18 protein-coding genes are annotated in these 18,435 nt (G+C 70.4%); 8 read left to right on the top strand and 10 right to left on the bottom strand.

Annotated features, from left to right (window positions below; translation table 11 throughout):
* Positions 1 to 11 precede the first annotated feature (11 nt).
* Complete coding sequence (gene dusB, locus OG568_RS33675) at positions 12 to 1,166, bottom strand: tRNA dihydrouridine synthase DusB (RefSeq protein WP_329534265.1); 1,155 nt, start codon at positions 1,164 to 1,166, stop codon at positions 12 to 14.
* A gap of 168 nt (positions 1,167 to 1,334) precedes the next feature.
* On the opposite strand from dusB, the gene OG568_RS33670 reads away from it, so the two are divergent.
* Positions 1,335 to 2,780 (top strand): MFS transporter, encoded by a 1,446-nt coding sequence (locus OG568_RS33670; RefSeq protein WP_329534264.1) that lies wholly within the window; start codon positions 1,335 to 1,337, stop codon positions 2,778 to 2,780.
* On the opposite strand, the gene OG568_RS33665 is transcribed toward OG568_RS33670, so the two are convergent.
* Positions 2,777 to 3,760 carry a helix-turn-helix transcriptional regulator gene (locus OG568_RS33665; RefSeq protein WP_266414106.1) on the bottom strand — a complete coding sequence of 328 codons (984 nt, stop codon included), beginning with the start codon at positions 3,758 to 3,760 and terminating at the stop codon, positions 2,777 to 2,779. The genes OG568_RS33670 and OG568_RS33665 overlap by 4 nt on opposite strands.
* Before the next feature lie 101 nt (positions 3,761 to 3,861).
* On the opposite strand from OG568_RS33665, the gene OG568_RS33660 reads away from it, so the two are divergent.
* Entirely contained in the window at positions 3,862 to 5,292 is a 1,431-nt protein-coding gene (locus OG568_RS33660) for an MFS transporter (protein WP_329534263.1), read from the top strand.
* Here OG568_RS33660 and OG568_RS33655 read toward each other — a convergent pair.
* From OG568_RS33655 to OG568_RS33645, 3 genes are read right to left on the bottom strand one after another with little or no spacing between them, the layout of a single operon-like run.
* Positions 5,285 to 7,297: a PE-PGRS family protein gene (locus OG568_RS33655; RefSeq protein ID WP_329534262.1), complete on the bottom strand. Its 2,013-nt coding sequence runs from the start codon at positions 7,295 to 7,297 to the stop codon at positions 5,285 to 5,287. The genes OG568_RS33660 and OG568_RS33655 overlap by 8 nt on opposite strands.
* 12 nt (positions 7,298 to 7,309) lie before the next feature.
* The gene (locus OG568_RS33650; RefSeq protein ID WP_329534261.1) at positions 7,310 to 7,690 is read right to left on the bottom strand and encodes a VOC family protein; all 381 of its coding nucleotides are present in this window, start codon (positions 7,688 to 7,690) and stop codon (positions 7,310 to 7,312) included.
* 14 nt (positions 7,691 to 7,704) lie between these two features.
* Positions 7,705 to 8,439, bottom strand: coding sequence for a transporter substrate-binding domain-containing protein (locus tag OG568_RS33645; protein ID WP_329534260.1), 735 nt, complete (start codon positions 8,437 to 8,439; stop codon positions 7,705 to 7,707).
* Positions 8,440 to 8,638: 199 nt separating this feature from the next.
* On the opposite strand from OG568_RS33645, the gene OG568_RS33640 reads away from it, so the two are divergent.
* Complete coding sequence (locus OG568_RS33640; protein WP_266624619.1) at positions 8,639 to 8,845, top strand: hypothetical protein; 207 nt, start codon at positions 8,639 to 8,641, stop codon at positions 8,843 to 8,845.
* A 48-nt stretch (positions 8,846 to 8,893) separates the two neighbouring features.
* On the opposite strand, the gene OG568_RS33635 is transcribed toward OG568_RS33640, so the two are convergent.
* On the bottom strand, positions 8,894 to 9,499 hold the full coding sequence (locus tag OG568_RS33635; protein WP_329534259.1) for a TetR/AcrR family transcriptional regulator: 606 nt from the start codon (positions 9,497 to 9,499) through the stop codon (positions 8,894 to 8,896).
* Between the two features lie 26 nt (positions 9,500 to 9,525).
* Positions 9,526 to 10,530 (bottom strand): aldo/keto reductase, encoded by a 1,005-nt coding sequence (locus OG568_RS33630; protein WP_329534258.1) that lies wholly within the window; start codon positions 10,528 to 10,530, stop codon positions 9,526 to 9,528.
* Positions 10,531 to 10,765: 235 nt separating this feature from the next.
* Here OG568_RS33630 and OG568_RS33625 point away from each other — a divergent pair, with 235 nt between their 5' ends.
* Positions 10,766 to 11,818 (top strand): chitinase, encoded by a 1,053-nt coding sequence (locus OG568_RS33625; RefSeq protein ID WP_329534257.1) that lies wholly within the window; start codon positions 10,766 to 10,768, stop codon positions 11,816 to 11,818.
* A 125-nt stretch (positions 11,819 to 11,943) separates the two neighbouring features.
* On the opposite strand, the gene OG568_RS33620 is transcribed toward OG568_RS33625, so the two are convergent.
* Positions 11,944 to 13,326 carry a glycine--tRNA ligase gene (locus OG568_RS33620; protein ID WP_266414094.1) on the bottom strand — a complete coding sequence of 461 codons (1,383 nt, stop codon included), beginning with the start codon at positions 13,324 to 13,326 and terminating at the stop codon, positions 11,944 to 11,946.
* A gap of 191 nt (positions 13,327 to 13,517) precedes the next feature.
* Here OG568_RS33620 and OG568_RS33615 point away from each other — a divergent pair, with 191 nt between their 5' ends.
* Genes OG568_RS33615 through OG568_RS33600 form a run of 4 tightly spaced genes read left to right on the top strand, consistent with a single transcriptional unit; the run spans position 13,518 to position 16,692 of the window.
* Positions 13,518 to 14,495, top strand: coding sequence for a metal ABC transporter substrate-binding protein (locus OG568_RS33615; RefSeq protein ID WP_329534256.1), 978 nt, complete (start codon positions 13,518 to 13,520; stop codon positions 14,493 to 14,495).
* A 52-nt stretch (positions 14,496 to 14,547) separates the two neighbouring features.
* Complete coding sequence (locus tag OG568_RS33610; RefSeq protein ID WP_329534255.1) at positions 14,548 to 15,315, top strand: metal ABC transporter ATP-binding protein; 768 nt, start codon at positions 14,548 to 14,550, stop codon at positions 15,313 to 15,315.
* Positions 15,315 to 16,217 (top strand): metal ABC transporter permease, encoded by a 903-nt coding sequence (locus OG568_RS33605; protein ID WP_329534254.1) that lies wholly within the window; start codon positions 15,315 to 15,317, stop codon positions 16,215 to 16,217. The genes OG568_RS33610 and OG568_RS33605 overlap by 1 nt, the downstream gene beginning before the upstream one ends.
* Before the next feature lie 58 nt (positions 16,218 to 16,275).
* On the top strand, positions 16,276 to 16,692 hold the full coding sequence (locus OG568_RS33600) for a Fur family transcriptional regulator (protein ID WP_266582395.1): 417 nt from the start codon (positions 16,276 to 16,278) through the stop codon (positions 16,690 to 16,692).
* A 117-nt stretch (positions 16,693 to 16,809) separates the two neighbouring features.
* On the opposite strand, the gene OG568_RS33595 is transcribed toward OG568_RS33600, so the two are convergent.
* Positions 16,810 to 17,661, bottom strand: coding sequence for an isoprenyl transferase (locus OG568_RS33595; protein ID WP_329534253.1), 852 nt, complete (start codon positions 17,659 to 17,661; stop codon positions 16,810 to 16,812).
* 22 nt (positions 17,662 to 17,683) lie between these two features.
* Positions 17,684 to 18,430 carry a DNA repair protein RecO gene (gene recO / locus OG568_RS33590; protein ID WP_266414084.1) on the bottom strand — a complete coding sequence of 249 codons (747 nt, stop codon included), beginning with the start codon at positions 18,428 to 18,430 and terminating at the stop codon, positions 17,684 to 17,686.
* Between the last annotated feature and the right edge of the window lie 5 nt (positions 18,431 to 18,435).

Raw genomic sequence — 18,435 nt, 5'->3', positions numbered from 1 at the left:
CGACAGAAAAGTCAGCCGCCGGACGTGTCCAGTTCCGCGTCCTCGCTGATGCCCGCGCAGTCGTACGGGTCCTTGAGCCAGCCGTCCGGCAGGACGACCCGGTTGTTGCCGGACGTGCGGCCGCGCGGCCCGTCCGCGCCCGTCGGCCAGGGCTGGTCGAGGTCCAACTCGGCGAGTCCGTCGGAGAGTTCGGCGAGGGACGAGGTGATCGCGAGCCGCTTGCGCATTTCGGAGCCGACCGCGAAGCCCTTCAGGTACCAGGCCACGTGCTTGCGGAAGTCGATGACGCCACGTGCCTCGTCGCCGATCCACTCGCCGAGCAGGGTGGCGTGGCGGACCATGACGGCCGCGACCTCGCGCAGGGTCGGGCGGGCGTAGGTGTCCGGGCGCCCCTCGAAGGCGGCCACCAGGTCGCCGAACAGCCACGGCCGGCCGAGGCAGCCGCGCCCGACCACGACCCCGTCGCAGCCGGTCTCGCGCACCATCCGCAGGGCGTCCTCCGCCGACCAGATGTCGCCGTTGCCGAGGACGGGGATCTCCGGCACGTGCTCCTTGAGGCGCGCGATGGCGTCCCAGTCGGCCGTGCCGCCGTAGTGCTCGGCGGCGGTGCGGCCGTGCAGGGCGATGGCGGTGACGCCCTCCTCGACGGCGATGCGGCCGGCGTCGAGGAACGTCATGTGGTCGTCGTCGATGCCCTTGCGCATCTTCATCGTCACGGGCAGGTCCCCCGCCCCGCTGACGGCCTCGCGCAGGATCGCCCGCAGGAGGTTGCGCTTGTACGGGAGGGCGGAGCCGCCGCCCTTGCGGGTGACCTTCGGGACCGGGCAGCCGAAGTTCAGGTCGATGTGGTCGGCGAGGTTCTCCTCCGCGATCATGCGGACGGCCTTGCCGACGGTCGCCGGGTCCACGCCGTACAGCTGGATCGAACGCGGCTTCTCGGTCGCGTCGAAGTGGATCAGCTGCATGGTCTTCTCGTTGCGCTCGACCAGCGCCCGTGTGGTGATCATCTCGCTGACGAACAGGCCCTTGCCGCCACTGAACTCGCGGCACAACGTACGGAACGGCGCGTTCGTGATCCCGGCCATGGGAGCGAGGACGACGGGCGGCTGGACGGTGTGGGGGCCGATCGACAGCGGGGCGGCGGGGGCGAGGGCGATCGTGGACATTCCCCCATTGTCGCGTACCGGAGCAAGTGCTCGTCGCGCACCGGAACAGTGCTTGTCGCGTACGGGAAAGGGTGCGGTGACCGTCAGGGACGGGTGGTGATTGTCAGGGGCCGGTGCGGGAAGGGTCATTAGTTAGACGCACTATCGATACGGGCGTAGGCTGGAGGAATGCTCGAGCTCAGTCCCCGCCACCGTCTGCTCGTCCTCGCGATCTGCTGCATGAGCCTGCTGATCGTGAGCCTCGACAACACGGTCCTGAACGTCGCCCTGCCCTCGATGCAGAAGGAACTGCACGCGAGCGTGGCAGGCATGCAATGGACCATCGACGCGTACACGCTGGTCCTCGCGTCGCTGCTGATGCTCTCGGGCTCGACCGCCGACCGCATCGGCCGCCGCCGGGTCTTCCAGGCGGGCCTGGTGATCTTCACGATCGGCTCGGCCCTGTGCTCCCTCGCCCCGAACCTGGACTCGCTCGTCGCCTTCCGCATGGTGCAGGCGGTCGGCGGCTCGATGCTCAACCCGGTCGCGATGTCGATCATCACCAACACCTTCACGGACCCGCGCGAGCGCGCCCGCGCGATCGGCGTCTGGGGTGGCGTGATCGGCATATCGATGGCCGGGGGCCCGATCGTCGGCGGCCTCCTCGTGGACTCGGTCGGCTGGCGGTCGATCTTCTGGATCAACCTCCCGGTCGGCCTCGCCGCGCTCCTGCTCACCTGGCGCTACGTCCCCGAGTCCCGCGCCCCCAAGGCCCGCCGCCCCGACCCGGTCGGGCAGCTCCTCGTCATCGCGCTGCTCGGCTCCGTGACGTACGCGATCATCGAGGCGCCCAGCTCCGGCGCCCCCAAGACCCTCGCCTTCGGCGCGATCGCCGTCGCCGCGCTGGCCGGCCTGCTGTGGTACGAGCCCCGGCGCGCCGAACCCCTCATCGACCTGCGCTTCTTCCGTTCGGCGCCGTTCAGCGGGGCCACGGTCGTCGCCGTCAGCGCGTTCGCCTCGCTCAGCGGGTTCCTGTTCCTCTCGACTCTCTATCTGCAGAACGTGCGCGGCCTGGACGCACTGCACGCGGGCCTGTGGATGCTGCCCATGGCGTTCATGTGCTTCGTGTGCGCGCCGCTGTCGGGGCGGCTGGTCGGCAGCCGGGGCCCACGGCTGCCCCTGCTGATCGCGGGGGTCTCGATGACCGTGAGCGGGATCCTGTTCGCCGCGTTCGAGGCCGAGACGTCGAACGTCACGCTCGTCATCGGTTACGCCCTCTTCGGCCTCGGCTTCGGCTTCGTGAACGCCCCCATCACCAACACCGCCGTCTCCGGCATGCCCCGCACCCAGGCCGGGGTCGCGGCCGCCGTCGCCTCGACCAGCCGCCAGATCGGCGGCACCCTCGGGGTCGCCGTGGTCGGCGCGGTCCTCGCCTCCGGCATCCACGCCTCGGCGTACCGGGAGACGTTCGTGTCGGCCGCCCGCCCCGGCTGGTGGATCCTCACCGGCTGCGGTCTCGCGGTCCTCGTCCTGGGCGCGCTGACCAGCGGACGCTGGGCACGCGGGACGGCCGAGCGGACGGCACGGCAACTGGAGTCGGCGGAGGTCCGGGACCCGGTGAGCGTCCGGGCCTAGGCGGCTTCCGTCTCCGCCGTCAGCGCGATCTCGTGCAGCGCCCTCAGACGTTCGCGGCTCTGCTCGTCCGTCGGGGCGTACGTCACCATGCGGGCGCCCATGTCGGGGGCGAGCCACAGATCGGTGTGGTCGACGGTGAGCAGCCCGACGTACGGGTTCAGGAACTGCTTGGTCTTGCTGCGCGAGCCGCCGTACACCTCGTACCGCTCCCAGATCTCACGGAACTCCGCCGACTCCGTACGCAGCCGTTTGACCAGCAGCTTCCAGGCGGGCTCGCCGAGGTGGCCGGCCATCGAGCCGCGCAGCTTGGCGGCCATCACGCGCATGGTCTCGTCGAGGAGCACGATCGACTCGCGCCACTCCGGGTGGGTGTAGGCGAGGATCATGCAGTTGCGGTCCTCGGGCGGTACGGCGTCGAGGTCGCGCATCATCAGGCGGGCGTATGTGCGGTTGTACGCCAGGATGTCGTAGCGGCTGTTCTGGATACAGGCCGGGACCGGCTCCAGCTGGGACAGCACCTCGAGCAGGGCCGGGGTGAGGGTCGGGCACGGCGCGGCGGGCGTGGGGTCGACGGCTCCGGCCAGCCGGAAGAGGTGGGCGCGCTCGCTGGGGTCGAGCCGCAGGGTGCGGGCCAGGGCGTCGAGGACCTGTTCGGAGACCTGGATGTCACGGGCCTGTTCGAGCCAGGTGTACCAGGTGACGCCCACGGCGGAGAGCTGCGCGACCTCCTCGCGGCGCAGGCCGGGCGTGCGCCGGCGGCGACCGCGGGGCAGTCCGACCTGCTCCGGAGTGATGCGCTCGCGGCGGTTGCGCAGGAAGGTCGCGAGCTCGTGCCGCCGGATCTCGCTGCCGCGGGGGGCGGCGGTGCCGTGCGGCTCGGGGTCGACCGGCCGCGGAGAGGTCACGGACACCGCCTGCGGAGCAGGGGCCATGTCCTCCACCGGCCGGGGAGCGGTGCTCTCCTGCGCCATCGTCGTCATGCCTCCAGCCTGCCGTTCACCGGAACCTGTTGCCAGGTACTGCTTCTACCAGGATAAGGACACTCTGGTACCAGTCTGAGGTCAGGAGAAGTCTGGAGAACGTGACCGAAACCGGAACCGTCAGGACTCCCGTCCACCTGCCCCCCGCAGCCCCCGTGCTCGGAGGCCTCGGCCTCTTCACCGTGCTGCTCGGGGCAGCACTGCCCCTCATCGACTTCTTCATCGTCAACGTAGCCCTCCCGACCATCGGCCGAGACCTGAACGCGAGCGAAGCCGTCCTCGAACTCGTCGTCGCCGGGTACGGAGTCGCGTACGCCGTCCTGCTCGTCCTGGGCGGCCGGCTCGGCGACCTGTTCGGGCGACGTCAGTTCTTCCTCGGCGGCATGGCGGCCTTCGGTCTGACCTCCCTGGCGTGTGGGCTCGCGCCCAGTGCCTGGACGCTGGTGGCGGCGCGCGTCGCGCAGGGCGCGGCGTCCGCGGCCATGCTGCCTCAGGTGCTCGCCACCATCCAGGCGGCGACGGCGGGCCCGCGCCGCGCCAAGGCCATGGGCCTGTACGGGGCCACCGCCGGCCTGTCCATGGTCGCCGGGCAGATACTCGGCGGCCTCCTCGTCGCGGCGGACATCGCCGGCACCGGCTGGCGCGCGGTGTTCCTCGTGAACGTGCCCGTCGTGCTCCTCGGCCTGATCCTGGCCACGCGTGCCGTCCCCGAGACACGCTCGCAGCGCCCGGAGCCGATCGACGCCCCCGGCACGGTACTGCTCGCCGTGTCCCTCCTCGCGCTCCTCGCCCCGCTCACCGAGGGCAGGGCGGCGGGCTGGCCCCTGTGGACCTGGCTGTCGCTGGCGCTGTTCCCCCTCGCGGCGGCGGCGTTCTACTTCGTCGAACGCCGCGAGGACCGCGAGGGCCGTACGCCCCTGGTGCCGCCGAGCCTGTTCGCGCTGACCCCGCTCCGCCGGGGCCTGATCATGATCGTGCCGTTCTCGATCGGCTTCAGCGGCTTCATGTTCGTGATCGCGGTGGCGCTGCAGCGGGGTGCGGGCCTCGGCCCCGTCCCGGCGGGCCTGGCCCTGGCCCCGATGGCCCTGGTCTTCTTCGTCGTCTCCCTCTGCGGCCCCCGGCTGATCGTCCGCTACGGCACCCGGATCGTCACCGCGGGCGGGCTCATCCAGGCGGTGGGCGTGGCCCTCATCGCGCTGGCCGCGTGGCGGTCCTGGCCGGACCTGGGCGTGTGGCAACTGCTGCCGGGCGCGGCGGTCGCGGGCGCGGGCCAGGCGCTCCAGCTCCCCGTCCTCATCCGGATCATCCTCTCCGAGGTCCCGCCCGCCCGGGCAGGCGTCGGCAGTGGCGTCATGGCCACCACCCAGCAGTCGGCCCTCGCCATCGGCGTCGCCACCCTGGGCACCCTCTTCCTGTCCCTCAGCTCGAGCCACGGCATGCGGGACGCCCTCGTCACCACCCTTCTCGTCCAACTGGCGGGCGTGGCCCTGACGACGGCCCTGAGCCTGCGCCTGCCGCGCGCGATCAGCTGAGCGGTCGGAGCAGTCGGAGCATCCGCTCCATGACGGGGACGGGCAGGGCGGGGTGCCGGGTCGCGGACTCCGCGGTGTCGGGGTCGCGCAGCAGCCGGACGACGACCCGAGCGGGAAACCGCGGGTGCCAGAAGGCCGCTCGGCGTATGTGATCGTGCGGGTCGTCGAGCAGTCGTACCGCGGACACCGTCGTCAGCCGCGGGTCCTTCGCGGCCCGGTATCTGACCTCCTCGTCCGGGTCGCGACTGAACCGCTCCACCAGTTCGGACGTCGACTCCGGGTCGTCCAGGGCCAGTTGACGCATCCGCGGGTTCGGGTCGTCGGCATGGCGGAGGAGGTCGTGGCGGGGGAAGTTCGGGTGGCCGTGGGGGCGGTCGGGGGTGCTGAGGCTGCCGGTCCACCACTGCCACACCCGTAGCAGCATGTCGGCGGGCGCGTCGTCGCAGGACTCGGCGAGGAAGAGCTGGACGACACGGTCCTCGTCCCGGGCGAGGAGTTCGACGACGTCCGGCGGAAGGCTCTTGGCACGGGCGACGCTACGGCGTACGAGGGGGTGGGCGGAGGCGGCCAGGCGGCGCAGGGCGGCGGGGTCGTCATGTAGGTCCAGGACCCAGTCGAGCGGGTAGTGGTGCAGGCGCGGATCGAAGTCGATGTCGATGCCGGCTCGTTGTTCCTCGGTGAGGTCGGGGCGCGTGGAGATCGCGAAACGGACGGACTCGTCCTGGTCCCGGCCGAGGAGGGCCACCAGGTCCGGGTCCAGGCCCGGGTTCTCCGCGAGGGAACGGCGCAGGGCCGGATCACTGTCATGGGCGCAGTGTTCGGCGAGGTCGCGCTCCAGGCGGCAGGACTTCACCGCACGATCGCGGTACCCCCCGTAGGCGGTGTCGGAGGCGAAGTCGGCGCCGGCGAAGACGGACCGGGGCAGCGGATGATCCTGGTGGTGCCGGAGCAGGGCCTCCGCGCGGACCTTGCCGCTGGGGTCCCCGAGCAGCTTGTGCCGGGTCCCGCTCGGGAGGTGGGGCCAGGCCCGTGGGCAGGCCTCGGCCCGTACCACCCACTCGGGGTCGACGGCCAGCACGGTCAGCAGGTGCGCGGGCACCCCGGACAGGCGGGCGGCCTCCGCACGGACCCGGGCGGACGGATCCACGGCGAGCCGCTCATACGCGGGTTCGGTGAGCTCGGCACGCCGGTCCGCCGCGAGCATGGTGAGGAACCACCGGTGCCGCTCGTTCCGCTCGGCGAGGACCAGGCGGGTCCACTGGTCGGCCGTGATGTTCTGCTGGACCTCGGCCAGCCGCGCCCGTATCCGCCAGTCCGGGTGAACCATGGCGGCCTCCACGACCGCCGTCGGCATCGCGCCGTACATGAAGTAGGTGGACAGGCCCAGCAGTCCGGTGCGCAGGTCATCGGGGACTGCCGGGTTGAGCGCCAGCCCGTTCGCCCATGACGTGCGCAGTCGCTCCGAAAGGTCCAGCCCCTCGAACAGCGACTCCCAGGCGGCCGCCCGCTCCTCAGGAGTCTCCCGGGCCGTCTCCCGCGCGGCCGCCTCCCGCCGCTCCCTCATCCGCTCCACGGCGACGAGCCGGATCCCGTCGTCCTCGGGCGTCGTCGCCAGCAGGCTGTCGCCGTCCGTGGAGAGCGCGGCGAACTTCGGCTCGCCGGGCCGCTCGCCCAGTACTCCGGCGAGGTCCCACCGGTCGGTGAGCCGGACCGGCGTCCAGGCCCAGGGCGCGCTGCCCGTGCGGTGGTCGCCGACGTCGACGAGGAAGACGCCGTCCTCGCCGAGGATCCCGCCCTCGGCCGCCAGCCGGTGCCACCGCGCGTTGAACTCGCCGATCGGGTCCGGCCGGTCACCGGCCACGCACAGCACCCGCTCGGCGTCACCCGGGACGGCCGCGCGCCACGCGAACCGGGGCGACGGCACGTACTCGACCCACCGCTCCCCGACGACTTCCAGCCCCGCCCGCCGCAACAGCTCCCCGAGCTCGGCTGTCCCCCGCGTCATGAATGCGACTCCTCAGTGACGGACCAGACAGAAGGGATGTCCTGCCGGATCGGCGTAGATGTGCCAGGGCCGCCCGTCGGAGACGTCCAGCGGCGTCGCGCCCAGAGCCAGGACCTGTTCCCGCGCCCGGTCCAGGTCGGGGACGCCGAAGTCCAGGTGGAACTGCTGGGGGCGGGCGGGATCGGGCCACTGCGGAGGGCGGTACTCCGTGGCCGGCACGCGCTGGAAGGCGAGCACGAGACCGGACGGCGTGTGCAGCGTCGACCAGGTCTCGCCGAGCGCCCAGCGCCGGTCCGGCCGGTTGACACTTCCGCCGAGCAAGGCCTCGTAGAACTCGGCGAGTCGGAGCGGCTCGGGGCAGTCCAGCACCACGCACTGCAGTTCGGCGATCACGCGCCGATCCTAGGTCAGCTCCCGGGGCGGGCAAGAGGGGCGAGCAGGGTCTGCGACTGCCGGGCGCGCCGCAGGGCGTTCGCGACGAATCCGTTCGCCTTCAGTTCCTCGATGAGGTCTCGGAGGAAGCGGACGGTCTCGGGGCGGCGCGCCCTCGTCGTGCCGACCGCCTGTTGGATCCGCATGAAACGGTCCTCGATCAGGCGGAGTTCGGGGCGCGCCGCGACGAACTCCGTCATCGGCTGCCTGATCCCGGCCGCGACCTCCAGCCCCTCGGCCAGGAACGCCTCGACCCCATCCTCCCCACGCACCACGCTCGCGTGCCGAAGCGTGCGGGAGAGGAAGAGGTCGTAGGCGGAACCGCGCTTCACACCGATCCGTACGCCGGGACGGTCGACCTCGGCGACGGTCGTGAGGTCCGAGTCGCGGGGCACGGCGTACACACCCTCGATGACGACGTACGGCGCCGTGAACGCGACCTCGGCCTCCCGGGCGGGCTCGACGGCCAGGAAACACAGGTCGGCACGGCCCTCCGCCATCGCCTCGTACGACTTGCGGGCCGCGTCGAAGCAGAGGAGTTCCACGGGAACGTCCAGACGGGCACCGATCTCCCGCGCGAGGTCGACGGTGATACCGGCCGGGGCCGTCGGTGTGCCCTGGGCCAGCACGGGGTTGCCCAGGTTGATCGAGGCCCGCAGGGTGCCGTGCGGCGCGAGGTCCTTGGCGATGGCGGGAGTTCCGGTCGTCATGGAGCGGAGTGTAGATCGGGGCGGCGCGGGGGCGCGGAGGATGGACGGGCGGCGACGGATCGTGATCGCGTACGGCCACGCGGTGAACTCGCGGCCGAAGAACCCCCGTTGATCTTCCCGATGCTGCACACTCCTTGCTGCGTAAGCCTTGCCGCCAACGCCTTGCCGCGCGAGCGGAGCGGTAACACCTGGAGGTGTCATGCTGCAGATCAACACGAGCAAGGTAAGCCGCTGGGACCAGCACGGTCGCGAGCATGTCGTCCATGTCCAGCGCGCCGGTGTACAGCGCACAATCAGATGCGACACCTGCGGCTGGCGCAAGGGCGCCCAGTTCCTGCCGTGGCTGAAGGCGGAGGAACACCTCGCCGAGGCGCATCAGGCGACGGTGGACCCGGCGGAGGGTTAGGGCCTGTCCGGCGGATCCATTGGCTCGCCCGTTCGTCGGGGCGTGGACTCAGTCGATTCGGCGGCGCAGTCCGCGCAGGACGAGGGTGACGAGCGTCGAGAACTCGGCCTCGATGCCCGGCTGTTCCCATTCGTGGGCGTAGGCGGGGTCGTGGAAACGGTTCGTGGCGTGGAAGACGGCGCGGGCCGTCGCGACGGAGTCGCCGTCCACGGCCATGAAGTCGCCCTCCATCACGCCGCGATGAATGATGTCCGAGAGCTGCTCGACCAGCTCGGCGATGTGCTCCTCGACCACCGCGCTGGCCTCGGCGAGCAGCACCGAGTAGGTGGCGAACAGCTCGGGATCGTCGCCCGCCTTGTGCCGCTTGGCCGTGAACAGCGTCCCCAGCCAGTGCTGGAGCGCCTCCGGGGGTGTCGCGGACGACGGACCGGCGATCTCCGCGAGTATCCGCGACGTACGGTCCAGCCAGCGCTTCGTGACCGCCTCCCGCAGCGCCGCCTTCGTACGGAAGTGACGGTAGACGCTGCCGTGGCTGACGCCCAGCGCGCGGGCCACGTCCACCACGGTGGCCTTCGCGGGGCCGTGGCGGCGCAGCACCTCCTCGGTCGCCTCGAGGATGCGCTCGGCGGTCAGTGCTTCGGTGGTCGGTGCCATGTCGAAAACCGTACCTGTCGGCACTGTCAGCGGTCGGTGCCGAGATGTGCCATCTGCGCCGCCGGGTAGCGGTCGCCCGCTGCGGCGTCCGCCGGCACGGCCTGCTCGATCGCGGCGAGGTCGGCGTCGTCGAGCGTGACGTCCAGCGCGCCGAGCGCCTCCGTCAGCCGCTCCCGGGTCCGCGCACCGACCAGCGGCACGATGTCCTCGCCCCGCGAGAGGACCCACGCGATCGCGATCTGCGCCACGCTGACGCCCTTCTGTTCGGCGATCTTCCGCAGCGCCTCGACGAGCGAGAGGTTGTGCTGGAGGTTCTCGCCCTGGAAGCGGGGGCTCATGGAGCGGAAGTCGGTCGGGGCCAGCTGTCGGTCGGCCGTGAAGTGACCGGAGATCAGCCCGCGGGACAGCACGCCGTACGCGGTGATCCCGATGCCCAGCTCGCGGGTGGTCGGCAGGACCTCGTCCTCGATGCCGCGCGAGATCAGCGAGTACTCGATCTGCAGGTCGCAGATGGGGGCGGTGGCGGCGGCCCGGCGGATGATGTCGGCGCCGACCTCGCTCAGGCCGATGTGCCTGACGTGCCCCTTCTCGACGAGCTCGGCGATCGCGCCGACCGTCTCCTCGATCGGGACGTTCCGGTCGAGCCGCGCGATCCGGTACACGTCGATGTGGTCGACGCCGAGGCGCTGCAGCGAGTACGCGGCGAAGTTCCGCACCGCGGCGGGGCGACCGTCGTATCCGGCCCAGCCGCCGTCCGGGTCCCGCAGGGCGCCGAACTTGACGCTGGTCAGCGCATGCTCGCGCAGGGCCGCCGGAGCCGCGCGCAGGGCCTCGCCGATCAGCATCTCGTTGTGGCCCATGGCGTAGAAGTCGCCGGTGTCGAGGAGCGTCACGCCCGCCTCCAGGGCGGCGTGGATGGTCGCGATGGACTCGGCCCGGTCCGCCTCGCCGTACAGCGCGGACATGCCCATGCAGCCGAGGCCCAGGGCGGAGACCTGGGGGCCGGTGGTTCCGAGGGGGCGGGTTCGCATGAGGACTCCCTGGTGTTGCTTGGAGGGGTGGTGTCCGTTCACGATGGCATGACAGATGACAGATTTCAATATCTGTCATCTGTCATCTGATACCTGTCACCTGATACCTGTCATCTGTTATCTGTCATCTGCCAGCCGACACCCACTCTGGTCCAGACCTATTGACGACAGGTCTGGACCGCAGGCACTGTCATGCCTACGACACCTCGCCGCACCCCCCACCGGGAGGCCTCGCATGATCCGTCGGAAGCTGCGCCTGCTCGCCCTCGCACTGACCGCAGCCGTCCTCACCCCACTGTCGGTCGCCACCGCCCCCACCGCATCCGCCGCCGACACCTGCGCCGTGAAGTCCCGCCCGTCCGGGAAGGTTCTCCAGGGCTACTGGGAGAACTGGGACGGCTCCTCCAACGGGGTCCACCCGCCCTTCGGCTGGACCCCGATCACCGACTCCCGTATCGCCGCCCACGGCTACAACGTGATCAACGCGGCGTTCCCGGTCATCCGCTCCGACGGAACGGCCCTGTGGCAGGACGGCATGGACGCGGGCGTGAAGGTCGCGACGCCGGCGGAGATGTGTGCGGCCAAGGCGTCCGGGCAGACGATCCTGCTGTCGATCGGCGGGGCGGCGGCGGGCATCGACCTCAGTTCCTCCGCCGTCGCCGACAAGTTCGTCGCGACGATCGTGCCCATCCTGAAGAAGTACAACTTCGACGGCATCGACATCGACATCGAGACGGGTCTCGTCGGCAGTGGCAGCATCGGTCAGCTCTCCACGTCCCAGGCCAACCTGACCCGGATCATCGACGGTGTGCTGTCGCAGATGCCGGCCAACTTCGGGCTGACCATGGCGCCGGAGACCGCGTACGTCACGGGCGGCAGCATCACGTACGGCTCGATCTGGGGCGCGTATCTGCCGATCATCAAGAAGTACGCGGACAACGGCCGCCTGTGGTGGCTGAACATGCAGTACTACAACGGGAGCATGTACGGATGCTCCGGCGACTCCTACTCCGCGGGCACCGTTCAGGGCTTCACCGCGCAGACCGACTGCCTGAACAAGGGACTGGTCGTGCAGGGCACCACCATCAAGGTGCCTTATGACAAGCAGGTGCCGGGGCTGCCCGCCCAGTCGGGCGCCGGCGGCGGCTACCTGGCACCGAGCCTGGTCTCCCAGGCGTGGCGCCACTACGGCACCGGCCTCAAGGGGCTGATGACCTGGTCGATCAACTGGGACGGCTCGAAGAACTGGACGTTCGGCGACAACGTCAAGGCGCTGCAGGGGCGTTGAGCGAGGGTCGTTGAGCGGCTCCAGCAGCACTCGCCAAAACGCGTCCCGCACGCACCCGGAACGCGCCAGGAACGCGCAGAGCCCCCGGCTCCCACATCGGGGAACCGGGGGCTCGAGAAGGCAGGTCAGCAGCCGATGAGGCGGGCCGCCAGGTAGCCCTCGATCTGGTCGAGGGAGACGCGCTCCTGCTTCATCGAGTCGCGCTCGCGCACCGTGACGGCGTTGTCGTCGAGGGTGTCGAAGTCGACCGTGACGCAGAACGGGGTGCCGATCTCGTCCTGACGACGGTAGCGGCGGCCGATGGCACCCGCGTCGTCGAACTCGATGTTCCAGTGCTGGCGCAGGGCCGTGGCGAGGCCCTTGGCCTTCGGGGACAGCTCGGGGTTGCGGGAGAGCGGAAGGACCGCGACCTTGACCGGCGCCAGGCGCGGGTCGAGGCGCAGCACCGTGCGCTTCTCCATCTTGCCCTTGGCGTTGGGGGCCTCGTCCTCGACGTAGGCGTCCAGCAGGAACGCCAGCATCGCGCGGCCGACACCGGCAGCGGGCTCGATGACGTACGGAGTCCAGCGCTCGCCGGCCTCCTGGTCGAAGTAGGAGAGGTCCTGGCCGGAGGCCTTGGAGTGCGCGCCGAGGTCGTAATCGGTGCGGTTGGCGACACCCTCCAGCTCGCCCCACTCGTTACCGCCGAAGCTGAAGCGGTACTCGATGTCGGCAGTGCGCTTGGAGTAGTGGGAGAGCTTCTCCTGCGGGTGCTCGAACCAGCGCATGTTCTCTTCGCGCAGACCGAGGCCGGTGTACCAGTTCCAGCGCTCCTGCATCCAGTACTCCTGCCACTTCTCGTCCTCGCCCGGCTTGACGAAGAACTCCATCTCCATCTGCTCGAACTCGCGGGTGCGGAAGATGAAGTTGCCGGGCGTGATCTCGTTGCGGAAGGACTTGCCCATCTGCGCGATGCCGAAGGGCGGCTTGCGGCGCGAGGTCTGCTGGACCTGGCCGAAGTTGGTGAAGATGCCCTGGGCCGTCTCGGGGCGCAGGTAGGCGACGGAGCCGCTGTCCTGCGTGGGGCCGAGGTGGGTGGAGAGCAGGCCCGAGAACTGCTTGGGCTCGGTGAAGGTGCCCTTGTTGCCACAGTTGGGGCAGTTGAGGTCGACGAGGCCGTTCTCCGGGGCGCGGCCGTGCTTCGCCTCGTAGGCCTCCTCCAGGTGGTCGGCGCGGTAGCGCTTGTGACAGGAGGTGCATTCGGTGAGCGGGTCGGTGAAGGTGGCGACGTGCCCCGACGCGACCCAGACCTCGGTCGCCAGGATCACCGACGAGTCGATACCGACGACGTCCTCACGGGAGGTGACCATGTAGCGCCACCACTGGCGCTTGATGTTCTCCTTGAGCTCGACGCCGAGCGGACCGTAGTCCCAGGCGGCACGCTGTCCACCGTAGATCTCGCTACAGGGGAAAACGAAGCCACGGCGCTTGCTCAGGCTGACGATGGTGTCGATCTTGTCGGCGGCCACGGTGCTCTCTTCATTACGAACGGACGGCAGCGAATGATTCAGGTTACCGGCGCCGCCCACCCTCGTATCAAATCGGTTCGGGGACACCTCGCCTCATCGTGCCCCTTACCGGCTCATTCGCCGCCTCGTTTACCCAGGGCATACCCAAGGCTTGTTGACAATCGTTTCCAGGTTTGTTGAAAATGACTGTCATGAACGTACGACGGCGCCTCGCCGCTTCTCGAATAGGCACAGCCGGATCCGCGGCCCTGGCGGCCACGGTCGGCCTCGGCGCCCTCACCGGCTGCTCGGTCTCCACGGCGGCCGGCGGCACGAGCGACGGGAAGCTCGACGTCGTGGCGTCGTTCTACCCCATGCAGTACCTCGCCGAGCAGATCGGCGGGACGCACGTGCACGTCACGACCCTGACCCAGCCCGGTCAGGAGCCGCACGACCTGGAGATCAGCGCACGGCAGACCGCGCAGCTCCAGTCGGCGGACGCCGTCGTCTACCTCAAGAACCTGCAGCCGGCCGTCGACGACGCCGTGGCGCAGTCCGAGGTCAAGACCAAGATCGACGCCGCGTCGCTGACCACGCTGGAGAAGCACGGCAACGAGGTCGGCGGGCACGCGGCCGCCCATGACAGCTCCAAGGGCGAGGAGAGCGGCGCCACCGACCCGCACATCTGGCTCGACCCGGTGAAGTACGCCGAGGTGGCGAGCGGCGTCGGCAAGGCCCTGGAGAAGGCCGACCCGAAGCACGCCGCCCAGTACGAGAAGAACACCGCGACCCTGCTGAAGAAACTCTCCACCCTCGACACCCAGTACAAGACCGGGCTGGCGAACACCAGGACCAAGGTCTTCATCACCACCCACGCCGCCTTCGGCTACCTCGCCGAGCGCTACGGCCTCACCGAGGAGGCCATCAACGGTCTCGACCCGGAGTCGGAGCCCAGCGCGAACCGCGTGAGGGACCTTGAGAAGATGGCCAAGGCCGACGGCGTCTCGACGGTCTTCTACGAGACGCTCGTCAGCGACAAGACCGCCAAGACCGTCGCCGGCGACGCGCACCTGAAGACGGACGTCCTCGACCCGATCGAGGGCATCACCGGCAAGTCCAAGGGCAGCGACTACCTGCAGGTCATGGAATCCAATCTGACGGCGCTGCAGACGGCGCTGGGCGCCAAGTGACCCCCCGGTTCCAGGTCGGGCGCCAAGTGACCCCCAGTTCCAGGAGGACAGCGTGAGCGAGCCCGTCATATCCCTGCGCGGCGTGACCGCCGAGCTCGGCTCTCGCCCCGTCCTGCGCGGCATCGATCTCACCGTGCACCGCGGTGAGGTCGTCGCACTGCTCGGCGCCAACGGCTCCGGCAAGTCGACGGCCATCCGCAGCGTCATCGGCCAGGTCCCGGTCAGCGGCGGCGAGATAGAGATCTTCGGCACCCCGCGGCGCCGCTTCCGCGACTGGCGGCGGGTGGGGTACGTGCCGCAGCGCACGACCGCCGCGGGCGGCGTGCCCGCCACGGTGACGGAGATCGTCGCCTCCGGCCGGCTCTCCCGCGCCCGCTTCGGCGTCCTGCGCAAGGCCGACCACGAGGCCGTACGGCACGCCCTGGAGCTCGTCGGCATGGCCGACCGCGCCAAGGACTCGGTGAACGCCCTGTCGGGCGGCCAGCACCAGCGCGTACTGATCGCCCGCGCCCTCGCCTCCGAACCCGAGCTGCTGATCATGGACGAGCCGATGGCGGGCGTCGACCTCGCGAGCCAGGAGGTGCTGGCCCAGACCCTGCGCGAGCAGGTCGCGGCGGGCACCACCGTGCTGCTCGTCCTGCACGAGCTGGGACCCCTGGAGCCGCTGATCGACCGCGCGGTCGTCCTGCGTGACGGCTGCGTCCTGCACGACGGCCCGCCCCCGCAGGCGGTCGGCCAGCACGCCCTGCCCGGCCACGACCACGTACACCCGCACGCGGCTCACGACGCCGAACCGATCCGGACGGGACTGCTGAGCTGATGGACCTCCTGAACTACGACTTCATGCAGCGGGCCCTGCTCGCCGCCGTCCTGGTGGGCATCACCGCGCCCGCCGTCGGCATCTACCTCGTCCAGCGCCGCCAGGCCCTGATGGGCGACGGCATCGGCCATGTGGCGATGACCGGTGTCGGTCTCGGCTTCCTGCTCTCCACCAACCCGGTGTGGATGGCGACGGCCGTCTCCGTCCTCGGCGCCGTGATCATGGAGCTGATCCGCTGGTACGGCAAGACGCGCGGCGACATCGCGCTCGCCATGCTCTTCTACGGCGGTATGGCGGGCGGCGTGATGTTCATCAACCTCGCGCCGGGCGGCTCCAACGCCAACCTCACCTCGTACCTCTTCGGCTCGCTGTCCACCGTCTCCGAGTCCGACGTGACGGCGATCTGCGTCCTCGCCGCCTTCGTCGTCCTGGTCACGCTCGGCCTGCGCCGACAGCTCTTCGCGGTCAGCCAGGACGAGGAGTTCGCGCGGGTGACGGGCCTGCCGGTGCGCGCCCTGAACCTGCTCACCGCCGTCACCGCGGCCGTCACCGTGACGGTCGCGATGCGGGTGGTCGGCCTGCTTCTGGTCAGCGCGCTGATGGTGGTCCCGGTGGCCGCGGCCCAGCAGCTCAGCCGCAGCTTCGCCGCCACCTTCGCGATCGCGGTGGCGATCGGGGTGAGCGTGACGATCGGCGGCACCGTGACGTCGTACTACCAGGACGTGCCGCCCGGTGCGACGATCGTGTTGCTGACCATCGGCGCGTTCATCGCGCTCACCGTGCTGGCGACCCCGCTGGCCCGGCGCCGGGCCCGGGCCCTGGCCGCCGCGCAGGGGGCCGGAGACCCCGCGGAGTGTGCGATTCCGGCCACCCGCGGCCCGGAACGCAAGGTCGGCGTCTGACCACGCACAGTCCGGGCTGGCACAATGGCCGGGCAAGGGCAGACGCGAGGAGGCAACGGTGACAACCGCTGGATCGCCCGTTCGGGGCCGTTCCACCCGGCAGCGTGCCGCCGTGGCGGCGGCACTCGACGAGGTGAACGAGTTCCGCAGTGCGCAGGAGCTCCACGACATGCTCAAGCACAAGGGTGACTCGGTCGGACTCACCACCGTGTACCGCACGCTGCAGTCCCTCGCCGACGCCGGCGAGGTCGACGTGCTGCGCACCTCCGACGGCGAGTCCGTCTACCGCCGCTGCTCCAGCGGCGAGCACCACCACCACCTCGTCTGCCGCGTCTGCGGCAAGGCGGTCGAGGTCGAGGGCCCGGCCGTCGAGAAGTGGGCGGAGGCGATCGCGGTCGAGCACGGCTATGTGAACGTCGCCCACACCGTCGAGATCTTCGGTACGTGTGCGGAGTGCGCTGCCGCTAAGGGGTAGCCGGGGGGTTCGTTGTCATCTGCGGGCTCGGTGGGGGCTGGGCGCGCAGTTCCCCGCGCCCCTGAGGGGCGCCCCTTCGGGGCCGCCCCGTCCGAGGCCGCCCCGGTCCATCGGGCGTCAGGCGCCTTCCGGGCGGCCCCTCATCGCGGCTTCCATGGCGAGCAGTTGCTCGTTCGGGACGGCGCCGCCGAAGCGACGGTCGCGCGAGGCGAACTCGACGCACGCCCGCCACAGATCGCGCCGGTCGAAGTCCGGCCACAGCACGTTCTGGAAGACCATCTCGGCGTAGGCACTCTGCCAGAGCAGGTAGTTGGAGGTGCGCTGCTCGCCGCTCGGCCGCAGGAACAGGTCCACGTCCGGCATGTCCGGGTAGTAGAGGTACTTCGCGAAGGTCTTCTCGTTGACCTTCGACGGGTCGAGCCGGCCGGCCTTGATGTCCTGAGCCAAAGCCTGCGCGGCGTCGGTGATCTCGGCGCGACCGCCGTAGTTCATGCAGAAGTACAGCGTCAGCCGGTCGTTGTCCTTGGTCTGCTCCTGGGCGATCTGGAGCTCCTTGGCCACCGACTTCCACAACTTGGGCATCCGGCCCACCCAGCGGACCCGGATGCCGAGTTCGTCGAGCTGGTCGCGGGTCTTGCGGATGAAGTCGCGGTTGAAGTTCATCAGGAAGCGCACCTCGTCGGGCGAGCGCTTCCAGTTCTCGGTGGAGAAGGCGTACAGCGAGATCGCGCCGACCCCCATCTCGATCGCGCCCTGCAGCACGTCGAGGACGCGCTCGGCGCCGACCTTGTGCCCCTCGGTGCGCGGCAGCCCGCGCTCCTTGGCCCAGCGGCCGTTCCCGTCCATGACGATCGCCACATGGTTCGGGATCAGCTCACCGGGGAGCTTGGGCGCGACGGCACCGGACGGGTGCGGTTCCGGCGTCTTGTACTCGCGGCGCTGGCGTCCCAGGATCCCGCGTACGACCATGTGCTTCTCGTCTCCCTCAGTCTTACTTTTCCACGTACCGGAGTGAACGCAGCCCGCGCTCCAGATGCCAGTGCAGATAGGCCGACACCAGCCCGCTGCCCTCCCGGACGTACCGCGGCTCGCACGCGTCCGCGGTCTCCCAGTCTCCCGTCAGCAGCGCGCCGAGCAGTTCGAGGGCCCCCGCCGAGGGTACGACGCTGCCGGGCACCCGGCAGTCCACGCAGACGGAACCTCCCGCCGCGACCGAGAAGAACCGATTCGGTCCCGGCATCCCGCACTTCGCGCAGGCGCTGAAGCTGGGCGCGTAGCCGTTCACGGCGAGGGAGCGCAGCAGGAAGGCGTCGAGGACGAGGTGCGGCTCGTGCTCGCCCCGGGCGAGGGTGCGCAGCCCGCCGACGAGCAGCAGATACTGCTGCACGGCGGGCTCGCCCTCGTGATCGGTGAACCGCTCGGCGGTTTCGAGCATGGCCGTACCGGCGGTGTAGCGCGCGTAGTCCGTCACGATCCCGCTGCCGTACGGAGCGATCGTCTCGCTCTGCGTGCACAGCGGCAGGCCGCGTCCGATCAGCTCGCTCCCCCGCGCGAAGAACTGCAGGTCCACGTGCGAGAAGGGTTCGAGCCGCGCCCCGAACTTCGACTTGGTGCGCCGCACGCCACGGGCCACGGCCCGTACCCGGCCGTGACCGCGGGTGAGCAGCGTGATGATCCGGTCCGCCTCACCCAGCTTCTGGGTGCGCAGCACGATGCCGTCGTCGCGGAACAGACTCATGGGCC

The sequence above is a fragment of the Streptomyces sp. NBC_01450 genome, assembly GCF_036227505.1.
Classification (GTDB): Bacteria; Actinomycetota; Actinomycetes; order Streptomycetales; family Streptomycetaceae; genus Streptomyces.
This window is presented reverse-complemented; position numbering and strand designations above follow the sequence as displayed.

Excerpts from the sequence above, each read along its gene's own strand:
- dusB (WP_329534265.1), bottom strand. The coding sequence starts at position 1,166 with ATGTCCACGATCGCCCTCGCCCCCGCCGCCCCGCTGTCGATCGGCCCC.
- OG568_RS33670 (WP_329534264.1), top strand. The coding sequence starts at position 1,335 with ATGCTCGAGCTCAGTCCCCGCCACCGTCTGCTCGTCCTCGCGATCTGC.
- OG568_RS33665 (WP_266414106.1), bottom strand. The coding sequence starts at position 3,760 with ATGACGACGATGGCGCAGGAGAGCACCGCTCCCCGGCCGGTGGAGGAC.
- OG568_RS33655 (WP_329534262.1), bottom strand. The coding sequence starts at position 7,297 with ATGACGCGGGGGACAGCCGAGCTCGGGGAGCTGTTGCGGCGGGCGGGG.
- OG568_RS33645 (WP_329534260.1), bottom strand. The coding sequence starts at position 8,439 with ATGACGACCGGAACTCCCGCCATCGCCAAGGACCTCGCGCCGCACGGC.
- OG568_RS33640 (WP_266624619.1), top strand. The coding sequence starts at position 8,639 with ATGCTGCAGATCAACACGAGCAAGGTAAGCCGCTGGGACCAGCACGGT.
- OG568_RS33635 (WP_329534259.1), bottom strand. The coding sequence starts at position 9,499 with ATGGCACCGACCACCGAAGCACTGACCGCCGAGCGCATCCTCGAGGCG.
- OG568_RS33630 (WP_329534258.1), bottom strand. The coding sequence starts at position 10,530 with ATGCGAACCCGCCCCCTCGGAACCACCGGCCCCCAGGTCTCCGCCCTG.
- OG568_RS33625 (WP_329534257.1), top strand. The coding sequence starts at position 10,766 with ATGATCCGTCGGAAGCTGCGCCTGCTCGCCCTCGCACTGACCGCAGCC.
- OG568_RS33615 (WP_329534256.1), top strand. The coding sequence starts at position 13,518 with ATGAACGTACGACGGCGCCTCGCCGCTTCTCGAATAGGCACAGCCGGA.
- OG568_RS33605 (WP_329534254.1), top strand. The coding sequence starts at position 15,315 with ATGGACCTCCTGAACTACGACTTCATGCAGCGGGCCCTGCTCGCCGCC.
- OG568_RS33595 (WP_329534253.1), bottom strand. The coding sequence starts at position 17,661 with ATGGTCGTACGCGGGATCCTGGGACGCCAGCGCCGCGAGTACAAGACG.
- recO (WP_266414084.1), bottom strand. The coding sequence starts at position 18,430 with ATGAGTCTGTTCCGCGACGACGGCATCGTGCTGCGCACCCAGAAGCTG.